Source organism: Ramlibacter pinisoli (assembly GCF_009758015.1).
GTDB classification, from domain to species: Bacteria; Pseudomonadota; Gammaproteobacteria; order Burkholderiales; family Burkholderiaceae_C; genus Ramlibacter; species Ramlibacter pinisoli.
This window is the reverse complement of sequence record NZ_WSEL01000009.1, coordinates 411,353-427,901: the sequence shown is the minus strand read 5'-3', so window position 1 is coordinate 427,901 and position 16,549 is coordinate 411,353. Positions and strand designations below refer to the sequence as shown.

Genomic DNA, 16,549 nt, shown 5'->3' with positions numbered 1-16,549 from the left:
ACCATGGCCGGCCCCCGCGTCGTCCGGCTGCACCACGACGACGACGTGGTGGTGGCCCTGGAACAACTGGTCTCCGGTGCCGGCCTCGGCATCGAAGGCGTCTCCGTGGCCGGCCTGGTGCCGCCCGGGCACAAGGTCGCCGTGCGGCGGGTCGAGGCCGGCGCGCCGGTGCGCCGCTATGGCCAGGTGATCGGCGCGGCCACGCGCACCATCCTGCCGGGCCAGCACGTGCACACGCACAACCTGGCGATCGCGGAGTTCGCACGCGACCACGCGTTCGGCGTCGACGCGCGGCCGACGCCGCCGGCGGCCGCACCGGCCACCTTCGACGGCATCGTGCGCGCCGACGGCCGCGTCGCAACGCGCAACTACATCGGCATCCTCACCACCGTGAACTGCTCGGCCACGGTGGCGCGTGCCATCGCCGACCACTTCCGGCGCGACATCCATCCGCAGCGGCTGGCGGGCTTCCCCAACGTCGACGGCGTCGTCGCGCTCACCCATGGCGCCGGCTGCGCCATCGACTCGCAGGGCGAGGGCCTGGCCCTGCTGCGCCGCACGCTGGGCGGCTATGCCTGCCATCCGAACTTCGCCGGCGTGCTGGTCATCGGCCTGGGTTGCGAGACCAACCAGGTGCAGGATCTGGTCGCCGCCCAGGGCCTGGCCGGCGCGCCCAACCTGCGGACCTTCACCATCCAGGAGAGCGCCGGCACCACGCGCGCCATCCAGCTGGGCATCGAGCAGGTCGAGGCGTTGCTGACGCAGGCCAATGCGGTGCAGCGCGTGCCCGTGCCGGCCAGCCACCTGGTGGTGGGCCTGCAGTGCGGTGGCTCCGACGGCTACTCCGGCATCTCGGCCAACCCGGTTCTGGGCGCCGCGGTCGACCGGCTGGTGGCGCACGGCGGCACGGCCATCCTGTCCGAGACGCCCGAGATCTACGGCGCCGAACACCTGCTGACGCGGCGAGCCCGCACGCCGGCCATCGGCCACAAGCTGCTGGCACGCATCCGCTGGTGGGAAGAGCACTGCGCCCGCAACGGCGCCTCGCTCGACAACAACCCGTCGGCCGGCAACAAGGCGGGCGGCCTCACCACCGTGCTGGAGAAGTCGCTGGGCGGCATCGCCAAGGCAGGCTCGACCGACCTGGTGGAGGTGTACGAGTACGCCCAGCCGGTGACGGCGCGCGGCCTGGTCTTCATGGACACGCCCGGCTACGACCCGATCTCGGCCACCGGCCAGGTGGCGGGCGGCGCCAATTTGATCTGCTTCACCACCGGCCGTGGTTCGGCATATGGCTGCGCGCCCACGCCGTCGCTCAAGCTGGCCACCAACACCGCCCTGTGGCAGCGGCAGGCGGACGACATGGATTTCAACTGCGGCGAGGTCCTGGACGGCACCGCCACCATCGACGAGCTGGGCGAGCGCTTCTTCTTGCGCATGCTGCAGGCCGCCTCCGGCGTGCGTTCGCGCAGCGAAGTGCACGGCTACGGCCAGCAGGAATTCGTTCCCTGGCAGACCAGCGTCATCACCTGAAGCGCATCATTCCTTCCATGAGCACTCTTTCCAATCCCCGCTACCGCGGCCTGTTCCCGGTGGTGCCCACCACGTTCACCGAGAGCGGCGAGCTCGACCTGGCCAGCCAGAAGCGCTGCGTCGACTTCATGATCGAGGCCGGCTCCGACGGCCTGGCCATCCTGGCCAACTTCTCCGAGCAGTTCCTGCTGGCGGACGCCGAACGCGAGGTGCTCACCCGCACCATCCTCGAGCACGTGAACGGCCGCGTGCCCGTCATCGTCACGACCACGCACTTCAGCACCGCGGTGTGCGCCGCGCGCTCGCGCCAGGCCCAGGAGATGGGCGCGGCGATGCTGATGGTGATGCCGCCCTACCACGGGGCCACCTTCCGCGTGCCCGAGCGGCAGGTCTTCGAGTTCTACCAGCGCCTGTCCGACGCGGTCGGCATCCCCATCATGGTCCAGGACGCGCCGGCCGCCGGCACGCCGCTGTCGGCCGACTTCCTGGCCCGCATGGCGCGCGAGATCGAGCACGTCGCCTACTTCAAGATCGAGACGGCCGGCGCCGCCGCCAAGCTGCGCGAGCTGATCCGCCTGGGCGGCGAGGCCATCGAGGGCCCGTGGGACGGCGAGGAGGCGATCACGCTGCTGCCCGATCTGGAAGCGGGCGCCACCGGCGCCATGACCGGCGGCGGCTTCCCCGACGGCATCCAGCCCATCCTGAAGGCGTACCGGGCCGGCCGCCGCGACGAGGCCATCGCCGCCTACGAGCGCTGGCTGCCCCTGATCAACCTGGAAAACCGCCAGTGCGGCTTCCTGGCGGCCAAGGCGCTGATGAAGGAAGGCGGCGTGATCGCCTGCGAGGCGCCGCGCCATCCGTGGCCGCCGCTGCACCCGGCCAGCCGCTCGCTGCTCATCGAGACGGCACGGCGCCTGGATGCCATGGTGTTGCGCTGGGGCCGTTGAGGGTCGAGCCCGCCTTGACGGGTTGCCGAAGGCGGACGGATTCCTGACCGCGTCCTGCCGGGCTCGACCCGGCACCCCTCTCCGGCACCAGGCCCGACCTGAACCGGCATGTCGGAGACGCCCCCGCGAACTGCCGCGTCCCCCTACAGTCGCCGCATGGAAACGTCCCACCTGCACGCGCTCGCCGTCGAGGCGATGCGCTCGCGCGGCCTCCTGCCCGAATTTCCTGCCGAGGTGCTCGCAGCAGCCGAGGCGGCCGGCGCCACGCCGCAGCGGGCGGGCGGGGCGGTGCGGGACCTGCGCGGCCTGTGCTGGTTCTCGATCGACAACGACGACACGCGCGACCTCGACCAGCTGAGCGTGGCCGAGCCGCTGGCCGGCGGTGCGGTGCGGCTGCGCGTCGCGGTGGCCGACGTCGATGCGCTGGTGCCCCGCGATGGGCCGGTCGATCGCCATGCGGCCGCGAACACGACGTCGGTCTACACGGCGGCGGGCGTGTTCCCGATGCTGCCGGAGGTGCTGTCGACCGGCCTGACCTCGCTGCACGAGGGGCAGGAGCGCCTGGCCGTGGTGGTCGACATGGAGGTCCAGGCCGACGGCAGCATGGGCACCGCGCACTTCGAGCGGGCCCTGGTCCGCAACCGCGCCAGGCTGGCCTACGACGCGGTGTCGGCATGGCTGGACGGCGGGGCCGCGCTGCCCCAGCTGGCCGCCGTGCCGGGCCTCGCGGAGCAGCTGCGCCTGCACGATGCGGTGGCCGGCGCCTTGCGGCGCTGGCGGCACGAGCGCGGTGCGCTCGACGTCGACACCATCTCGGCGCGGCCGGTCATGCAGGACGGCCGGCTGGTGGACCTGCGCGCCGACGAGCGGGTGCGGGCCAAGGACCTGATCGCCGACCTGATGATCGCGGCCAACACGGCGGTGGCGCGCTTTCTCACGGCCCGGCGATTTCCCTCGCTGCGCCGCTTTCTCGAGTCGCCGCGCCGCTGGGACCGCATCGAGGCGCTCGCGGCCGGCTACGGCACCACCTTGCCTGCCGAGCCGGATGCCGTGGCGCTGCACCGCTTCCTCGGCGCGCGGCGCGAGGCCGACCCGCAGGGCTTTGCCGACCTGTCGCTGCGCGTCGTCAAGATGCTGGGCCCGGGCGTCTACGTGGCCGCGGCACCGGATGGCGAGGAGCTCGGGCACTTCGGGCTCGCCGTGAGCAACTACGCGCACTCGACGGCGCCGAACCGCCGCTATCCCGACCTCGTCACGCAGCGCCTGATCAAGGCGGCGATCGCCGGCGCGCCCTGTCCCTACACCCTGGACGAGTTGCAGGCGATCGCCCGCCATTGCACGGCGCAGGAGGACAACGCCAACCGCGTCGAGCGCCAGGTGCTCAAGGCGGCCGCGACGGCGCTGCTACAGGGCCGCATCGGCGACACCTTCGACGCCATCGTCACCGGCGCCTCGCCGCGGGGCACCTACGTGCGCATCGCCCGCCCGCTGCTCGAAGGCCGGCTGGTGCGCGGCACCGAGGGCGCCGACGTGGGCGACGCACTGGCGGTGCGGCTGGTGGCCCTGGACGAGGCGCAGGGCCACATCGACTTCGAACGCGCCTGAGGTCGCTGCTCGGCCGCGCCCGGGCAGCCCGGCCGGGGCGCTGCGACCGGGTCCCGGTCCGGCCCGCGAACGGGCCAAATGCCTATGCCGTGATCGCGGCAGGCGGCCTAGATTGCCCACTCGGGAGGTGCAAGCGATGAGTTCGACCCGCCACCACGACGTTGGCCACCTGCTGTGCATCGCCAATGACATCGCCGTCGCGACGGCCAGCTACGCGACCGCACCGGCGCTGGGGACCATCCACCAGTTCCTGCACGACATCCGCCAGGCGCTGGGGATGGACGTTGCCTTCATCTCGCAGATCGTCGCCGGCCGGCGGCGCTTCGAGGTGGTGAGCGCAGCCACCAGCGGCCCGGAGCCGATCGCCGCCGGGCAGTCCGACGCCCTGGTCGACACGTATTGCAAGCTGGTGGTCGACGGCGAGCTGCCGCCCGTCATCCGCGACGTCGCCGACTTTCCGCGCGCCGCCGCGCTGCCGATCACGCGGGCCCTGGACATCCGCAGCTATCTCAGTGCCCGCGTGCTGCTGTCCTCGGGCGAGGTGTTCGGCACCCTCTGCTGCTTCAGCCACCAGACCCGGCCCGACCTCGTGGAGGCAGATGGCGAGGCGCTGCAGTCGATCGCCGATGCGATCGCGGCCGGCGTGGAGCGCGGCGAGGCCGCACCCGGCGAGCCGGCCTGGCGCTAGCGCTCGGCGGGCGGACGCGGCGGCCGCTTGTCCCCGAACACCACCAGCAGCCCGTCGTCCAGCACGGTGAGCTCGCGCGGCTCGACCCCCATGGTGTCGGCAAGGGCGAGGTCGCGATCGCTGAACTTGTGCAGGACGACCTCGCCGACAGCCTCGCGGGCCATGGCCGGCAGCATGCCGCGCAGGGTCGGCAGGATCTCCGGCGGCAGTCCCGGCCAGGCGACGTCCAGCACTTCGGGGTTGAAGGCGCGGATGCTGCGGTCGGACGGCTCGTAGCGCAGCGCGAACACCACGTCCAGCTCGCCGGGCGGCATGGGCTGCAGCTGGCGGCCGGTGGCCTGTAGCTGCAGGCCGGCGCCGAGCCGGTTGCGCGACGGCAGCAGGTGCAGGCTGGGCGCGCTCACCTCCAGTGCGAGCAGGCCGGGCACGCCCATGCGCACCGGAAAGCGGGCCGACAGCGACTCGTGCAGCTGGCGGGCCGAGATCTTCAGCCGCGGCCGCTGGGCTTCGTCCTGGGCGCGCAGGCGGGCGGCCGGCAGGCAGGCGAGGGCGGCGAGCAACAGGCGACGGTCCATGGTCCGGTCCATTCTGCCGCGCCCCTGTGTCGCTGCTGCAAAGTGCGCCGGCGCGGACCCGGGACTGCTCAGTCCTCCAGGTTCTCGTGGTGGCCGCTGGCGCCGCGCTTCCAGTACGCCGCCACGCGCATCGCCTCCTTCGCCAGCCCCTTCTCGTCCACCAGCACCCGGCGCAGCCGAGCCATGGCCGCCGCTTCGCCGGCCGCCCAGGCGTAGCCGTCGCCGGGCGGCAGCGCGAGGCCGCGCAGGGCCTCGGCCAGGTCGGCCGCCGGGTCGATCCAGTGCAGGTCGAGCCGGGCTGCGGTCGTGAACGGCAGGCGGTCGGCAGCGTCCAGCTGGGCGAGCACGATGGCGCGGGCGCCGGCCGGCAGTTCCTCCAGCCGGCGGCGGATGGCGGGCAGCGCCGTCGCGTCGCCGGCCAGCAGGTGCCAGTCGTAGTCGAGCGGAACGATGAAGGAGCCACGCGGGCCGCCGATCACCACCCGCTGGCCCACGGCCGCGTGGCGCGCCCAGTCCGACGCCGCGCCGTGGCCGTGCAGCGCGAACTCGATGGCCAGTTCGCCGGCGGCGGCGTCGTAGTGGCGCGGCGTGTAGTCGCGCCGGATCGGTTCGCCGCCGGCGTCGTCGCCGGGCATGAACTTGAGATGGTCGTCGAACGAGGCCGAGACGAAGCCGGCGAGTTCGTCGCCGGCGAGGGTCACGCGGGCGAACTGCGGGCTGGGCCGCTCGACGCGCACGACCGCGAGCTCGCGCCGGCGCAGTTCGTGTCGCACGCGCTGGACGCGGCGGGTGGTGGCAGGAATGTCCATGCGGGATGATTGGTTGATAATGTCATCCATCATGTCCAAATCAGTTGATGTTGTCAACCAAGTGCGGCGTGCCCCCGGCGCGCGCGAGGACGTGCTGGAAGCCATCCATGGCGTCATGCACCTGTACCGCTCGCGCCAGTACCGGGTGCTGCGCGACTCGCCCCAGGCCGTCACCCACATGGAAAGCAAGGTGCTGGGCTTCGTCGCCCGCCACCCCGGCGCCACGCAGAGCGAGCTGGTCGCACAGTCCGGGCGCGACAAGGGCCAGCTGGCCCGGCTGGTGGGCGGCCTGAAGGAGCGCGGCCTGCTGGACGCCCGGCCCGACGAGGCCGACCGGCGCGTGCTGCGCCTGCAGCTGACCGCGCAGGGGCAGGCGGCCGACCAGGCCTTGCGGCGGCAGGCGCGGCGCCTGTCGGGCGTGGCGGTGCAGGGCTTCAGCGACGCCGAGCGGGCGCAGCTGGCCGACCTCCTGGAGCGGGTGCGCCGCAACCTCGAGGCGGCCGACGACGCCTGAGCCGCAGGTTCAGCCGCGCGCCGCCAGCAGGCCCAGCAGGCCGACGCAGCACAGCCCGAGCAGCACGGCCAGGGTGCGCCAGAACGTCAGCGGGTCGCGCTCGGCCAGGGGCAGGGTGGCGCGCCGCCCGGCCACCGGGTGCTCGAGCGCGTGCACGAATTCCGCCACGTCGGCGTGCCGGCGCCCGGGCTCCGGGTGCAGCGCCTGCAGCAGGGTGTCGTCGACCCAGGCCGGCACGTCGCGGCGCATGGCGTGCAGCGAGCGGTAGCGCAGGCGTCGCTGCTCGGCCAGGCTGTGGCAACGGGGCAGGTCCAGGCCATAGGGCAGGCGGCCGGTGAGCAGCTGATAGGTCAGCACCGCCAGCGAGAACAGGTCGGAGGCCGGGGTGCCCGCCTCGCCCAGGAACAGCTCGGGCGCCATGTACTGCGCCATCCCCGGCAGGGCCAGCCGTTCGCTGGTGTCGCGCTCCTCGATGCCGGCCACGCGCACGGCGCCGAAGTCGATCAGCTTTGCGCTGCCGGTGGCATCGAGCATCACGTTCTCCGGCCGCAGGTCCTGGTGGACCATCTCGGCCCGGTGCAGGGCGCGCAGGCCGCGCGCGATCTGGGCGACGATGGCGCGCACCTCCTGCAGCGGGGGCCGCGGGTGGTCGACCATCCACTGCGCCAGCGTCTGGCCGTCGACGAACTCCATCACCGTGTAGAGCGAGCTGCGCCGGCCGGAAGGCGGGAAGGCCTTCAGGACATGGGCGTTGTCCAGGCGGCGCGCCACCCACTCCTCCAGCAGCAGCCGTTCGAGGGCGCGCGGGTCCTCGCGCTGCTCGGTGGCCGGCACCTTGACGACGACCGGCCGGCCGCTGGCCTCGTCGAGCGCCAGCCAGGCGTGGCTGCGGCTGCTGGCGTGCAGCTCGCGCACGATGCGCAGGCCGTCCAGCAGCAGGCGCGGCGCGAGCGGTGGCGGCAGCGGCAGCGCGCCCGCGCCGCCCACGGCCTCCAGCGCGTCGCCGTCCGCCACGCCCTCCACCCGCAGCAGCTGGACGGTGAGGTTGTCGTTGCTGCCGTGGCGCAGCGCCTCGTCGACGATGGCGCGCGCGGCCGCGTCCAGGTCACCGCCGTGCTGCTCCAGGCTGGCGGCCAGGAAGGCGGCCGGCACGTGGTCGTAGACGCCGTCGGTGGCCAGCACGAAGGCGTCGCCCGCCTCCAGCGGCAGCCGCCGGTAGTCGATCTCCACCTGCGGGGCGATGCCCAGGGCGCGCCCCAGGTAGGTCTCGCCGCCCACGTGCACCCGGTGGTCGTGGGTCAGCTGCTCGAGCGCGCGGCCCTGCAGCTGCCAGACACGGGTGTCGCCGACGTGGAACAGGTGGGCGGTGCGGCCCTTGAGCACCAGGGCGCTGAGGGTGCAGACCCAGCCGCGGTCCTTGTCGTAGCGGCCGGCGCCGCGCTGCGTCTGCGCGTACAGCCACGAGTTGGCGGCTGCCAGCACCCGATCGACCGATTGCCGGACCGACCAGGCGTCGGGGGTGCAGTAGTAGTCCTGCAGCAGGCTCGCGACCGCCACCTGGCTGGCCTGGCCGGCGCTGTCGCTGCTGCTGATGCCGTCGGCCAGCGCGACGGCGGCGCCCTTGGCGGCCAGGGTGGCGCCCTCGGGCAGGCAGATGCCGTGGAAGTCCTGGTTGGCCGGCTTGCGGCCCGCGCTGGAATGCTGTCCGACGGCGATCCGCAGCGGCACGGTGTCAGGCGATGGCGCGCTTGCGGGCCGTCTTGACGTGGGTGGCGTACAGGGTCAGGCCGGTGAACGACAGGCCGCCCACCAGGTTGCCCAGCACGGTGGGGATCTCGTTCCAGATCAGGTAGTCCATGATCGTGAAGTGTCCACCCAGCAGCAGGCCCGAGGGGAACAGGAACATGTTGACGATGGAGTGCTCGAAGGTCATGTAGAAGAACAGCATGATGGGCATCCACATGGCCAGCACCTTGCCACCCACGGTGGTCGAGATCATCGCGCCGACGACGCCGGTGGACACCATCCAGTTGCACAGCATGCCGCGCACGAACAGGGTCAGCATGCCGGCCGCGCCGTAGTGCGCGTAGCCCAGCGTGCGCGACTCGCCGATCACCCCGATCGCCTTGCCGACCGCGTTGGGCTCGGTGGAGAAGCCGAAGGTGGTGACGATGGCCATCATCGCGGCCACCGTGAAGGCGCCGGCGAAGTTGCCGGTGAACACCAGGCCCCAGTTGCGCAGCACGCCGGCGGCCGTGACGCCCGGGCGCTTGTCGATCAGGGCCAGCGGCGCCAGCACGAACACCCCGGTGAGCAGGTCGAAGCCCAGCAGGTACAGGATGCAGAAGCCGACCGGGAACAGCACGGCGCCGGCCAGCGGCTGGCCGGTCTGCACGTTGATCGTGATCGCGAACCAGGCCGCCAGCGCCAGGATGGCGCCGGCCATGTAGGAGCGGATGAGCGTGTCGCGCGTGCTCATGTGGATCTTGGATTCACCGGCGTCGACCATCTTGGCGACGAATTCGGAAGGGACGAGGTAGGCCATGGAGGTTCTCTTGAAGGGGATGGGGGGAGGGCGGTCAGATGGCCACGAGGACGGTGTCGTCTTCGACGCGCACCGCGTAGGTGCCCACCGAGTGCTCGGGCACCTCCAGGCACTCGCCGCTGCGCAGGTCGAAGTGGTGCTTGTAGAGCGGCGAGGCGACGACGATGCGCTCGCCCAGGTTGCCCACCAGGCCGCGCGACAGCACGCTGGCGCGGGCGTTCGGGTCGACGTTGTCGATGGCGTACAGCTCGTCGTCGCCGACCCGGAAGATGGCGACGTGGCGCTCGTCCAGCAGGGCGCAGACGCCGGTGTCGGGGACGATGTCGTCCAGCCGGCAGACGGGGTTCCAGTGCAGGTCGTGTCGGTTCATGGGGTCTTCAGGCGGTGGTTTCGGTCTCGGGGCTCCGCTCCTGGGCGGTGGCGGGGCGGATCTGGCGGCGTTCCGGCACGAACATCACGAGCGGATCGGGCCGGTCGGTGTTGACGAAGGGGCGGAAGCGCTTGCGGGTCTCGGGGTCCTCGACGGCGGCCTTCCACTCGCAGGCATAGCTGTCCACCAGCTGCTGCATGTCGGCCTCCAGCTCGGCGCCCAGCCCCAGGCTGTCGTCGACGACCACGGCCTTGAGGTAGTCGAGGCCGCCTTCCAGGTTCTCGCGCCACACGCTGGTGCGCTGCAGCCGGTCGGCGGTGCGCACGTAGAACATCAGGAAGCGGTCGATCAGGGCGACCAGCCGCTCCTTGCTGAGGTCGGCCGCCAGCAGTTCGGCGTGGCGCGGCTTCATGCCGCCGTTGCCGCAGACGTACAGGTTCCAGCCGCGCTCGGTGGCGATGACGCCGACGTCCTTGCCTTGCGCCTCGGCGCATTCGCGGGTGCAGCCGGAGACGCCGAACTTGATCTTGTGCGGCGCACGCAGGCCCTTGTAGCGGTTCTCCAGCTCGATCGCGAGGCCGACGCTGTCGCCCACGCCGTAGCGGCACCAGGTGGAGCCCACGCACGATTTCACAGTGCGCAGCGACTTGCCATAGGCATGGCCGGACTCGAAGCCGGCGGCGATCAGCTCCTCCCAGATCGCGGGCAGCTGCTCCAGCCGCGCGCCGAACAGGTCGACCCGCTGGCCGCCGGTGATCTTGGTGTACAGCCCGTACTTCTTGGCGACCATGGCCACCGCCATCAGCCCGTCGGGCGTCACCTCGCCGGCCGGCATGCGCGGCACCACCGAGTAGGTGCCGTCCTTCTGGATGTTGCCCAGGAAGTAGTCGTTGGAGTCCTGCAGGGCGGCCCGGTCGCGCGCCAGGACGAAGTCGTTCCAGCAGGAGGCGAAGATGCTCGCGGCCACCGGCTTGCAGATGTCGCAGCCCCGGCCCTTGCCGTGGCGCGCCAGCAGGTCGTCGAAGCTCCGGATGCCCTCGACCTTGACCAGGTGGAACAGCTCCTGGCGCGAGTGGGCGAAGTGCTCGCACAGGTGGTTGTTCACCGCCACGCCGTTCTTCTTCATCTCGGCCTTCATCACCTGGGTGACCAGGGGCACGCAGCCGCCGCAGGCGGTGCCGGCCCGGGTGCAGGCCTTGAGCGCGGCCACCGTGGTGGCGCCGTCGCGCACCGCGGCGCACAGCGCGCCCTTGGAGACGTCGTTGCAGGAGCAGATCTGGGCCGCGTCGGGCAGAGCGTCCACGCCTAGGGCCGGCCGTGCCTGGCCGTCGCTGGCCGGCAGGATCAGCGCCTCGGGGGCGACCGGCAGGTCCAGCCCGTTGAGCATGGTCTGCAGCAGGGTGCCGTACTCGGCGGCGTCGCCCACCATCACCGCCCCGACCAGCTTCTTGCCGCAGGCCGAGACGACGATCTTCTTGTAGACCTGCTTGCGCTCGTCGCTGAACTGGAAGGCGCGCGCGCCCTCGGTGCGGCCGTGCACCTCGCCGATGCTGGCCACGTCGACGCCCATCAGCTTGAGCTTGGTGCTCATGTCGGCACCGCGGAAACGCTGGTCCTTGCCGGCCAGCTGCGCCGCCGCGGTCCGGGCCATGTCGTAGCCGGGCGCCACCAGGCCGTAGACCATGCCCTCGTAGGCCGCGCATTCGCCGATCGCCAGGATGTCGGGGTCGCTGGTGCGCACCTGCTCGTCGACGGCGATGCCACCGCGCGGGCCCAGGGCCAGGCCGGCCTCGCGCGCCAGCGCGTCGCGCGGCCGGATGCCGGCCGAGAACACCACCATGTCGGTCTCCAGGTGGCTGCCGTCGGCGAACTCGAGCCGGTGGCGCGCCTCGTGGCCGTCGACGATGCGCAGGGTGTGCTTCTGCGCGTGCACGCTGACGCCCAGTGCCTCGATGTGGCTGCGCAGCATGCGGCCGCCGCCCTCGTCGACCTGCAGGGCCATCAGCCGCGGGGCGAATTCGACCACGTGGGTCTGCAGCTGCATGTCGCGCAGGGCCTTGCCGCATTCCAGGCCGAGCAGGCCGCCGCCGATGACGACCCCGCTGCGCGAGCGACGCCCGGCGGCCTGCATGGCCTCCAGGTCCTCGATGGTGCGGTAGACGAAGCAGTCGGGCCGGTCGCTGCCCTCCATTGCGGGCACGAAGGGCGCCGAGCCGGTGGCCAGCACCAGCTTGTCGTAGGGGAACACCTCGCCGGAGCTGCCGGTGACGGTGCGGGCGGCGCGGTCGATGGCCACCGCGCGCTCGTTCAGGCGCAGCACGCGGCCGGGGCGGTCGAAGAAGCCCGGCGCCACCAGCGACAGGTCGTCGGCGCTGCGGCCGGCGAAGAATTCGGACAGGTGCACCCGGTCATAGGCGGGGCGCGGCTCCTCGCACAGGACGGTGACGTGGGCCTGCAGGCCGCAGGCCTCCAGGCTTTCGAGGAACTTGTGGCCAACCATGCCGTGGCCGATGAGGACGATCTTCAATTGCATGACCCGGTTCGTGATCCCAAACACACGCCGCGGCCGAGCGCGGGCGGAGGGCCTGATTCACTTCCGGTGTGCTGCAGTGCGCACCAGGGACGCACGTCGTTGTGCGCCGGGAGGCTAGGGGCACGCCGGAAGGCGCGCCGTCAGGTGCGAAGGGGTACGCAAGCACCGTGCCAGTGCCTGGGGATGCAGCGGAACGCGGCCGCGCCACCGAAGCGTGCGCTTGGCGGCGGGACCGGGCACCGTTGACGCGCGTGCCGTGCACGGGCGCGCCAAGACGGTGCGGACGGGTCCGGGGTCAGCCGGTGGGCGTGTCGTCGCCGTGCACCGGCCGCGACGGCAGCGTCTTCTCGATCACGGTGGCGTCGGGCACGTCGTGCGGGCCGTCCTCGTCCGGCATCGGGGGAGGGGCATCTGGCGGCTCGTCGGCGCCGGGATCGGGGTCGGGGGACTGGATGGTGGCCATGAAGGGACTCCTGGACAGCAGCATGGCCGCTGCGCGGCGCAGTTCTGCGGCCAGTCGGCGGGAATCGGCGTAGGACACGGCTTTCCCGGACACGGGAACCGGGGCGGCCGGCTGGCCCAGCAGGCCTGGGCGAGCGCTCAGGCGGCGCCGAACCCCAGCCAGCGCCGCGGGGTGTCCCACAGCACCCGGCGACGGTCGGCGGCATCGGGCAGCAGCCGCTCCAGGTCGCGCAGCAGCGGGCCGACGTCCAGCCGCTGGGGCGCCTTGAGGAAGGGCCAGTCGGACGCCCACAGGCAGGCGTCGGGGGTGAAGGCGTCGAGCAGCGCCCGCACGAAGGGGCGGGCGTCGGCGTAGGGCGGCGGTTCGGCCGAGAACTTCTGCAGGCCGGACAGCTTCACCGCCACCCGGCCGCTGCGGGCCAGCGCCAGCAGGGCCTGGAAGCCGGGCTGCCCGATCCCGGCGCCGGCCGCCGGCCGCCCGCAGTGGTCGATCAGGACGCGCACGCCGCTGGCCTGGAGCACCGACCACAGGGCCGGCAGCTGGTCGTGCTCGACCTGCAGCGACACCAGCATGTCCAGGTCGGCCAGCAGCCGCAGCAGCGGGCCGGCGGCGGCGTAGTGCTCGATCCCGAGCAGGGTGGCGTTGAAGGCGACGCCGATGATCCCGGCCTCGCGCAGGGCCAGCAGTTCCTGGCGGGCGATGTCGTTGCGCACCACGGCGATGCCGCGGAACCTGCCGGCGCCCTGGCGCACGGCGTCCAGCAGGCAGCGGTTGTCCAGGCCGTAGCCGGAATTGGGGCCCACCAGCAGCGCATGGCGGATGCCGTAGGCGTCCATCACCTGCAGGTACTGGGCCAGCGTGCCGGCTTCCTGGCCGGCCGGGCGGTAGGCGACGTCGGGCGCGTACGGGAAACGCGCCGGGTCGAGCACGTGGCAGTGCGTGTCGATCTTGGGTTCGTCGAACACGCTCATGGCTGCGCCGCCCGCGAGAGTGTCACTTGCGGCCCAGCGCCGGCAGGATCTCCTTGATCTCCTGCTTGCCGCCGCGCACCTCGACCAGGAAGCTGTCGCGGTCGAGGTCGCCGTTGTTGTCGAAGGCGACGTCCAGGATGACGTTCTGCTCCTTTGCCACCGCCACGCTCAGGCCGTGCATCGCCTGCGCGATGGCTTTGCGGTCGACCTTGCCGGCCTTCTCGATGGCCGCCTTCAGCACGTAGACACCGGTGTAGCCCTTGATGCCGTTGTGGTCCGGCGTGTAGCGGTATTCCTTCTCGAAGCGGGCGCGGAAGGCGCGCATGGCCGGCATCGGGGCGTCGACGGTCAGGCCCACGTGGGCGACGGCGCCGTTGGCGGCGTCGCCGGCCAGCTCGATCACCTTCTGGCCCACCAGCGTGGTCTCGCCCACGATGGGCTTGCTGACGCCCTGCTTGCGCAGCTCGCGCAGGGCGCGCGCCGACTCTTCCTCGTTGGTGTAGACGAACACGATGTCGGCGTTGCTCTGCTTGGCCTTGAGCACCGGCGCCGAGAAGTCGACCTGGTTCTGGTCGGTCGAGATGTCGGCCGTGACCTTCACGCCCAGCGGCTCCAGCGCCTTCATCAGCGACTCGCGGCCGCCCTTGCCGTAGTCGTTGTTCACGTAGATCAGCGCCACGCTCTTCGCCTTCAGGTTGCTGGCGATGTAGCGCGCGATCTTGGGCATCGCGGTGTCCTGCGTGAAGCTGGTGCGGAAGATGTAGGGGTTGCCCTGCTTGGTGATGGCCGCCGCCTCGCCGCCGGTGAAGTTGGGCAGTTCGGCGCGCCGGGTCTCGGCCATGCTCACCATGATGGAGCCCGAGAACACCGGGCCGAACACGGCCACCACGCCGTCGTCGACCGCCTTCTGGGCCAGGCCCTTGGCGACGCCGGGGTTGCTCTGGGTGTCGGCGGTGCTGGTCTCGATCTTGCGCCCGAGGATGCCGCCGGCGGCGTTGATCTCCTTGACGGCCAGCAGCACGCCGTCCTTGAAGTTGGTGCCCGAGGTGGCGCCGGCACCCGACAGCTCGACGATGTTGGCGATCTTGATCGGCTGGGCCCAGGCGGGGGCCTGGAGCAGCAGGGCGAGGCCGGCGGCGGCCAGCAGGCGGGGCAGGGTGGGGGCCATGGGTGTCTCCTCGTGGTTTCTCGTTCGACGGAATGCCGGCCTGGCTACTTCGGCGCCAGCAGCGCGCGGATCGGCGCCAGGTCGGCCTGCAGCGTGGCGGCCAGGCTGTCGAAGCCGAAGAAGCGCAGGTATTCCGGCACCTGCTGCACCAGCATCTCGAAGCCGGGCTCGGCGCGCAGGCCGCGGGCCCGCGCGGCCTTGAGCAGCGGCGTGGGTTCCCTGGTCATGATGATGTCGAGGACGGCCGTGCCGGCGCCGGCGCGGGCCGGGTCGAAGGGCAGGGCGTCGCCGGGCTGGAGGCCCTGCGAGGTGCAGTTGACGACCAGGTCGTAGCCGGCCGGGTCGTTGCTGGCCGCCACGGTGGCCGCCGCGCCCACCAGGGGTTGCAGGCGGCGCACCAGCGACGCGGCGCGTTCGGTGGTGCGGTTGTACACGGCCAGCGCCGCCGGCTGGCGCTGCGCCAGTGCCGCCGCGACCGCGTGGCCGCCGCCGCCCGCGCCGACCACCAGCACGCGGCGGCCGGTGACCGGGATGCCGAAGTGGTCGAGGCCCTTGACGAAGCCGATGCCGTCGAACAGCGCGCCTTCGAGCGTGCCGTCCGGCCGCCGGCGCACCGCGTTCACCGCGTTGGCGACCGTCGCCACCGGGTCCTTGGCGGGCAGCAGGTCGGCCAGCGCGCCCTTGTGCGGGATGGTGACCCAGAAGCCGCCGATGTTCTCGGCCGCCATGCCGCCGTCCTGCAGGAAGCCCCGCACGGCCCCCGCCGGCAGCTTCAGCGGCACCAGCACGGCATCGATGCCGTGCTGCTGGAACAGGTGGTTGTAGACCGTCGGCGCCTTCACCTGGGCCACCGGGTCGCCCAGGATGTAGAAGACCCGGGTGCTGCCGCTGATGGCCATCACGCCGACGCCAGGTTGAGCTTGAAGAAGGCGATGGTGCGGTCCCAGGCCAGCTTGGCGGCGGCCGCGTCGTAGCGCGGCGTGGTGTCGTTGTTGAAGCCGTGCTGGGTGCCCGCGTACTGGACCATCTGGTACTTCACGCCCGCCGACTTGAGCGCCGCCTCGTAGGCGGGCCAGGCGGCGTTGATGCGCTCGTCCACGCCCGCCAGCTGCACCAGCAGCGGCGCCTTCACCTTGGCGGCTTCCTCCGGCGCCGGCGTGTTGCCGTAGAAGGGCACGCCCGCGGCGAGGTCCGGCAGCTGCGTGGCCAGCCAGTGCACCACGCCGCCGCCGTAGCAGAAGCCCACCGCGCCCAGGCGGCCGTTGGTGTCCGGGCGGGCCTTCAGCCAGCCGACGGCGGCCAGGAAGTCCTGCCGGGTCTTGGCCTGGTCGAGCTTGGCGAAGGCTTCGCGCGCCTTGTCCTCGTCGCCCGGATAGCCGCCCAGGGGCGTGAGCGCGTCCGGGGCGAAGGCCATGAAGCCGTCCAGCGCCAGCCGGCGCGTGATGTCCTCGATGTGGGGATTCAGGCCGCGGTTCTCGTGGATGACCAGGACCGTGGGCAGTTTGGCCGCGCCGGAGCCCGCCGGGCGGGCCAGGTAGCCGCGCACGGTGCCGTTGCCCTGGGGCGAGGGCAGCGTGACCCATTCGGTCTTCAGGCGCGCGTCCTCCGGCTTGACCTGCTGGCCGGCGGCGAAGTTGGGGCTGAGGGCGGCCAGCAGGCCGGCGGCGGTGACGCCCGCCTTGGCGAAGCGCTGGGCCTGGTCGAGGAAGCCGCGCCGGTCGACGGCGCCGTGCACGTACGCGTCGAAGAGGATCAGCAGGTCCTGGTCGAAATCCTGGGCTGTCAGGCGAGGCGGCATGCGGGTCTCCGGAAAGTGAAGGCGGAGCTT

The 16,549-nt window shown here is 72.2% G+C and carries 16 protein-coding genes; 5 read left to right on the top strand and 11 right to left on the bottom strand.

The window, feature by feature from the left end; genetic code table 11:
- Positions 1–3 precede the first annotated feature (3 nt).
- From GON04_RS16570 to GON04_RS16555, 4 genes are all read left to right on the top strand, one after another.
- Positions 4–1,533: a UxaA family hydrolase gene (locus tag GON04_RS16570; protein WP_157399158.1), complete on the top strand. Its 1,530-nt coding sequence runs from the start codon at positions 4–6 to the stop codon at positions 1,531–1,533.
- 17 nt (positions 1,534–1,550) lie between these two features.
- Positions 1,551–2,480, top strand: a complete 930-nt coding sequence (locus GON04_RS16565; RefSeq protein WP_157399157.1) for a dihydrodipicolinate synthase family protein — start codon at positions 1,551–1,553, stop codon at positions 2,478–2,480.
- A 156-nt stretch (positions 2,481–2,636) separates the two neighbouring features.
- The gene (locus GON04_RS16560; RefSeq protein ID WP_157399156.1) at positions 2,637–4,085 is read left to right on the top strand and encodes an RNB domain-containing ribonuclease; all 1,449 of its coding nucleotides are present in this window, start codon (positions 2,637–2,639) and stop codon (positions 4,083–4,085) included.
- Positions 4,086–4,221: 136 nt separating this feature from the next.
- On the top strand, positions 4,222–4,773 hold the full coding sequence (locus tag GON04_RS16555) for a GAF domain-containing protein (protein WP_157399155.1): 552 nt from the start codon (positions 4,222–4,224) through the stop codon (positions 4,771–4,773).
- On the opposite strand, the gene GON04_RS16550 is transcribed toward GON04_RS16555, so the two are convergent.
- Positions 4,770–5,348, bottom strand: coding sequence for a DUF1439 domain-containing protein (locus tag GON04_RS16550; protein ID WP_157399154.1), 579 nt, complete (start codon positions 5,346–5,348; stop codon positions 4,770–4,772). The two genes, GON04_RS16555 and GON04_RS16550, sit on opposite strands and share 4 nt — an antisense overlap.
- A gap of 68 nt (positions 5,349–5,416) precedes the next feature.
- Positions 5,417–6,157, bottom strand: coding sequence for a siderophore-interacting protein (locus GON04_RS16545; protein WP_181653615.1), 741 nt, complete (start codon positions 6,155–6,157; stop codon positions 5,417–5,419).
- 31 nt (positions 6,158–6,188) lie between these two features.
- On the opposite strand from GON04_RS16545, the gene GON04_RS16540 reads away from it, so the two are divergent.
- Complete coding sequence (locus tag GON04_RS16540; protein ID WP_157399152.1) at positions 6,189–6,671, top strand: MarR family winged helix-turn-helix transcriptional regulator; 483 nt, start codon at positions 6,189–6,191, stop codon at positions 6,669–6,671.
- Positions 6,672–6,680: 9 nt separating this feature from the next.
- On the opposite strand, the gene GON04_RS16535 is transcribed toward GON04_RS16540, so the two are convergent.
- The 9 genes from GON04_RS16535 to GON04_RS16495 all read right to left on the bottom strand — a co-directional run bounded on the left by GON04_RS16535 (position 6,681) and on the right by GON04_RS16495 (position 16,519).
- Positions 6,681–8,399, bottom strand: a complete 1,719-nt coding sequence (locus GON04_RS16535; protein WP_181653614.1) for a protein kinase domain-containing protein — start codon at positions 8,397–8,399, stop codon at positions 6,681–6,683.
- A gap of 4 nt (positions 8,400–8,403) precedes the next feature.
- Positions 8,404–9,216 carry a formate/nitrite transporter family protein gene (locus tag GON04_RS16530; RefSeq protein WP_157399151.1) on the bottom strand — a complete coding sequence of 271 codons (813 nt, stop codon included), beginning with the start codon at positions 9,214–9,216 and terminating at the stop codon, positions 8,404–8,406.
- A gap of 34 nt (positions 9,217–9,250) precedes the next feature.
- Positions 9,251–9,586: a nitrite reductase small subunit NirD gene (nirD, locus tag GON04_RS16525; RefSeq protein ID WP_157399150.1), complete on the bottom strand. Its 336-nt coding sequence runs from the start codon at positions 9,584–9,586 to the stop codon at positions 9,251–9,253.
- 7 nt (positions 9,587–9,593) lie between these two features.
- Entirely contained in the window at positions 9,594–12,113 is a 2,520-nt protein-coding gene (gene nirB / locus GON04_RS16520; protein ID WP_157400723.1) for a nitrite reductase large subunit NirB, read from the bottom strand.
- A gap of 301 nt (positions 12,114–12,414) precedes the next feature.
- Complete coding sequence (locus GON04_RS16515) at positions 12,415–12,582, bottom strand: hypothetical protein (protein ID WP_157399149.1); 168 nt, start codon at positions 12,580–12,582, stop codon at positions 12,415–12,417.
- Between the two features lie 137 nt (positions 12,583–12,719).
- Positions 12,720–13,553: an amidohydrolase family protein gene (locus GON04_RS16510; protein WP_157399148.1), complete on the bottom strand. Its 834-nt coding sequence runs from the start codon at positions 13,551–13,553 to the stop codon at positions 12,720–12,722.
- 22 nt (positions 13,554–13,575) lie between these two features.
- Complete coding sequence (locus tag GON04_RS16505) at positions 13,576–14,721, bottom strand: ABC transporter substrate-binding protein (protein ID WP_157399147.1); 1,146 nt, start codon at positions 14,719–14,721, stop codon at positions 13,576–13,578.
- A gap of 44 nt (positions 14,722–14,765) precedes the next feature.
- Positions 14,766–15,620: a shikimate dehydrogenase family protein gene (locus tag GON04_RS16500; RefSeq protein ID WP_157399146.1), complete on the bottom strand. Its 855-nt coding sequence runs from the start codon at positions 15,618–15,620 to the stop codon at positions 14,766–14,768.
- The gene (locus GON04_RS16495; RefSeq protein ID WP_157399145.1) at positions 15,620–16,519 is read right to left on the bottom strand and encodes a dienelactone hydrolase family protein; all 900 of its coding nucleotides are present in this window, start codon (positions 16,517–16,519) and stop codon (positions 15,620–15,622) included. Before GON04_RS16495 ends, GON04_RS16500 begins: the two co-directional genes overlap by 1 nt.
- Between the last annotated feature and the right edge of the window lie 30 nt (positions 16,520–16,549).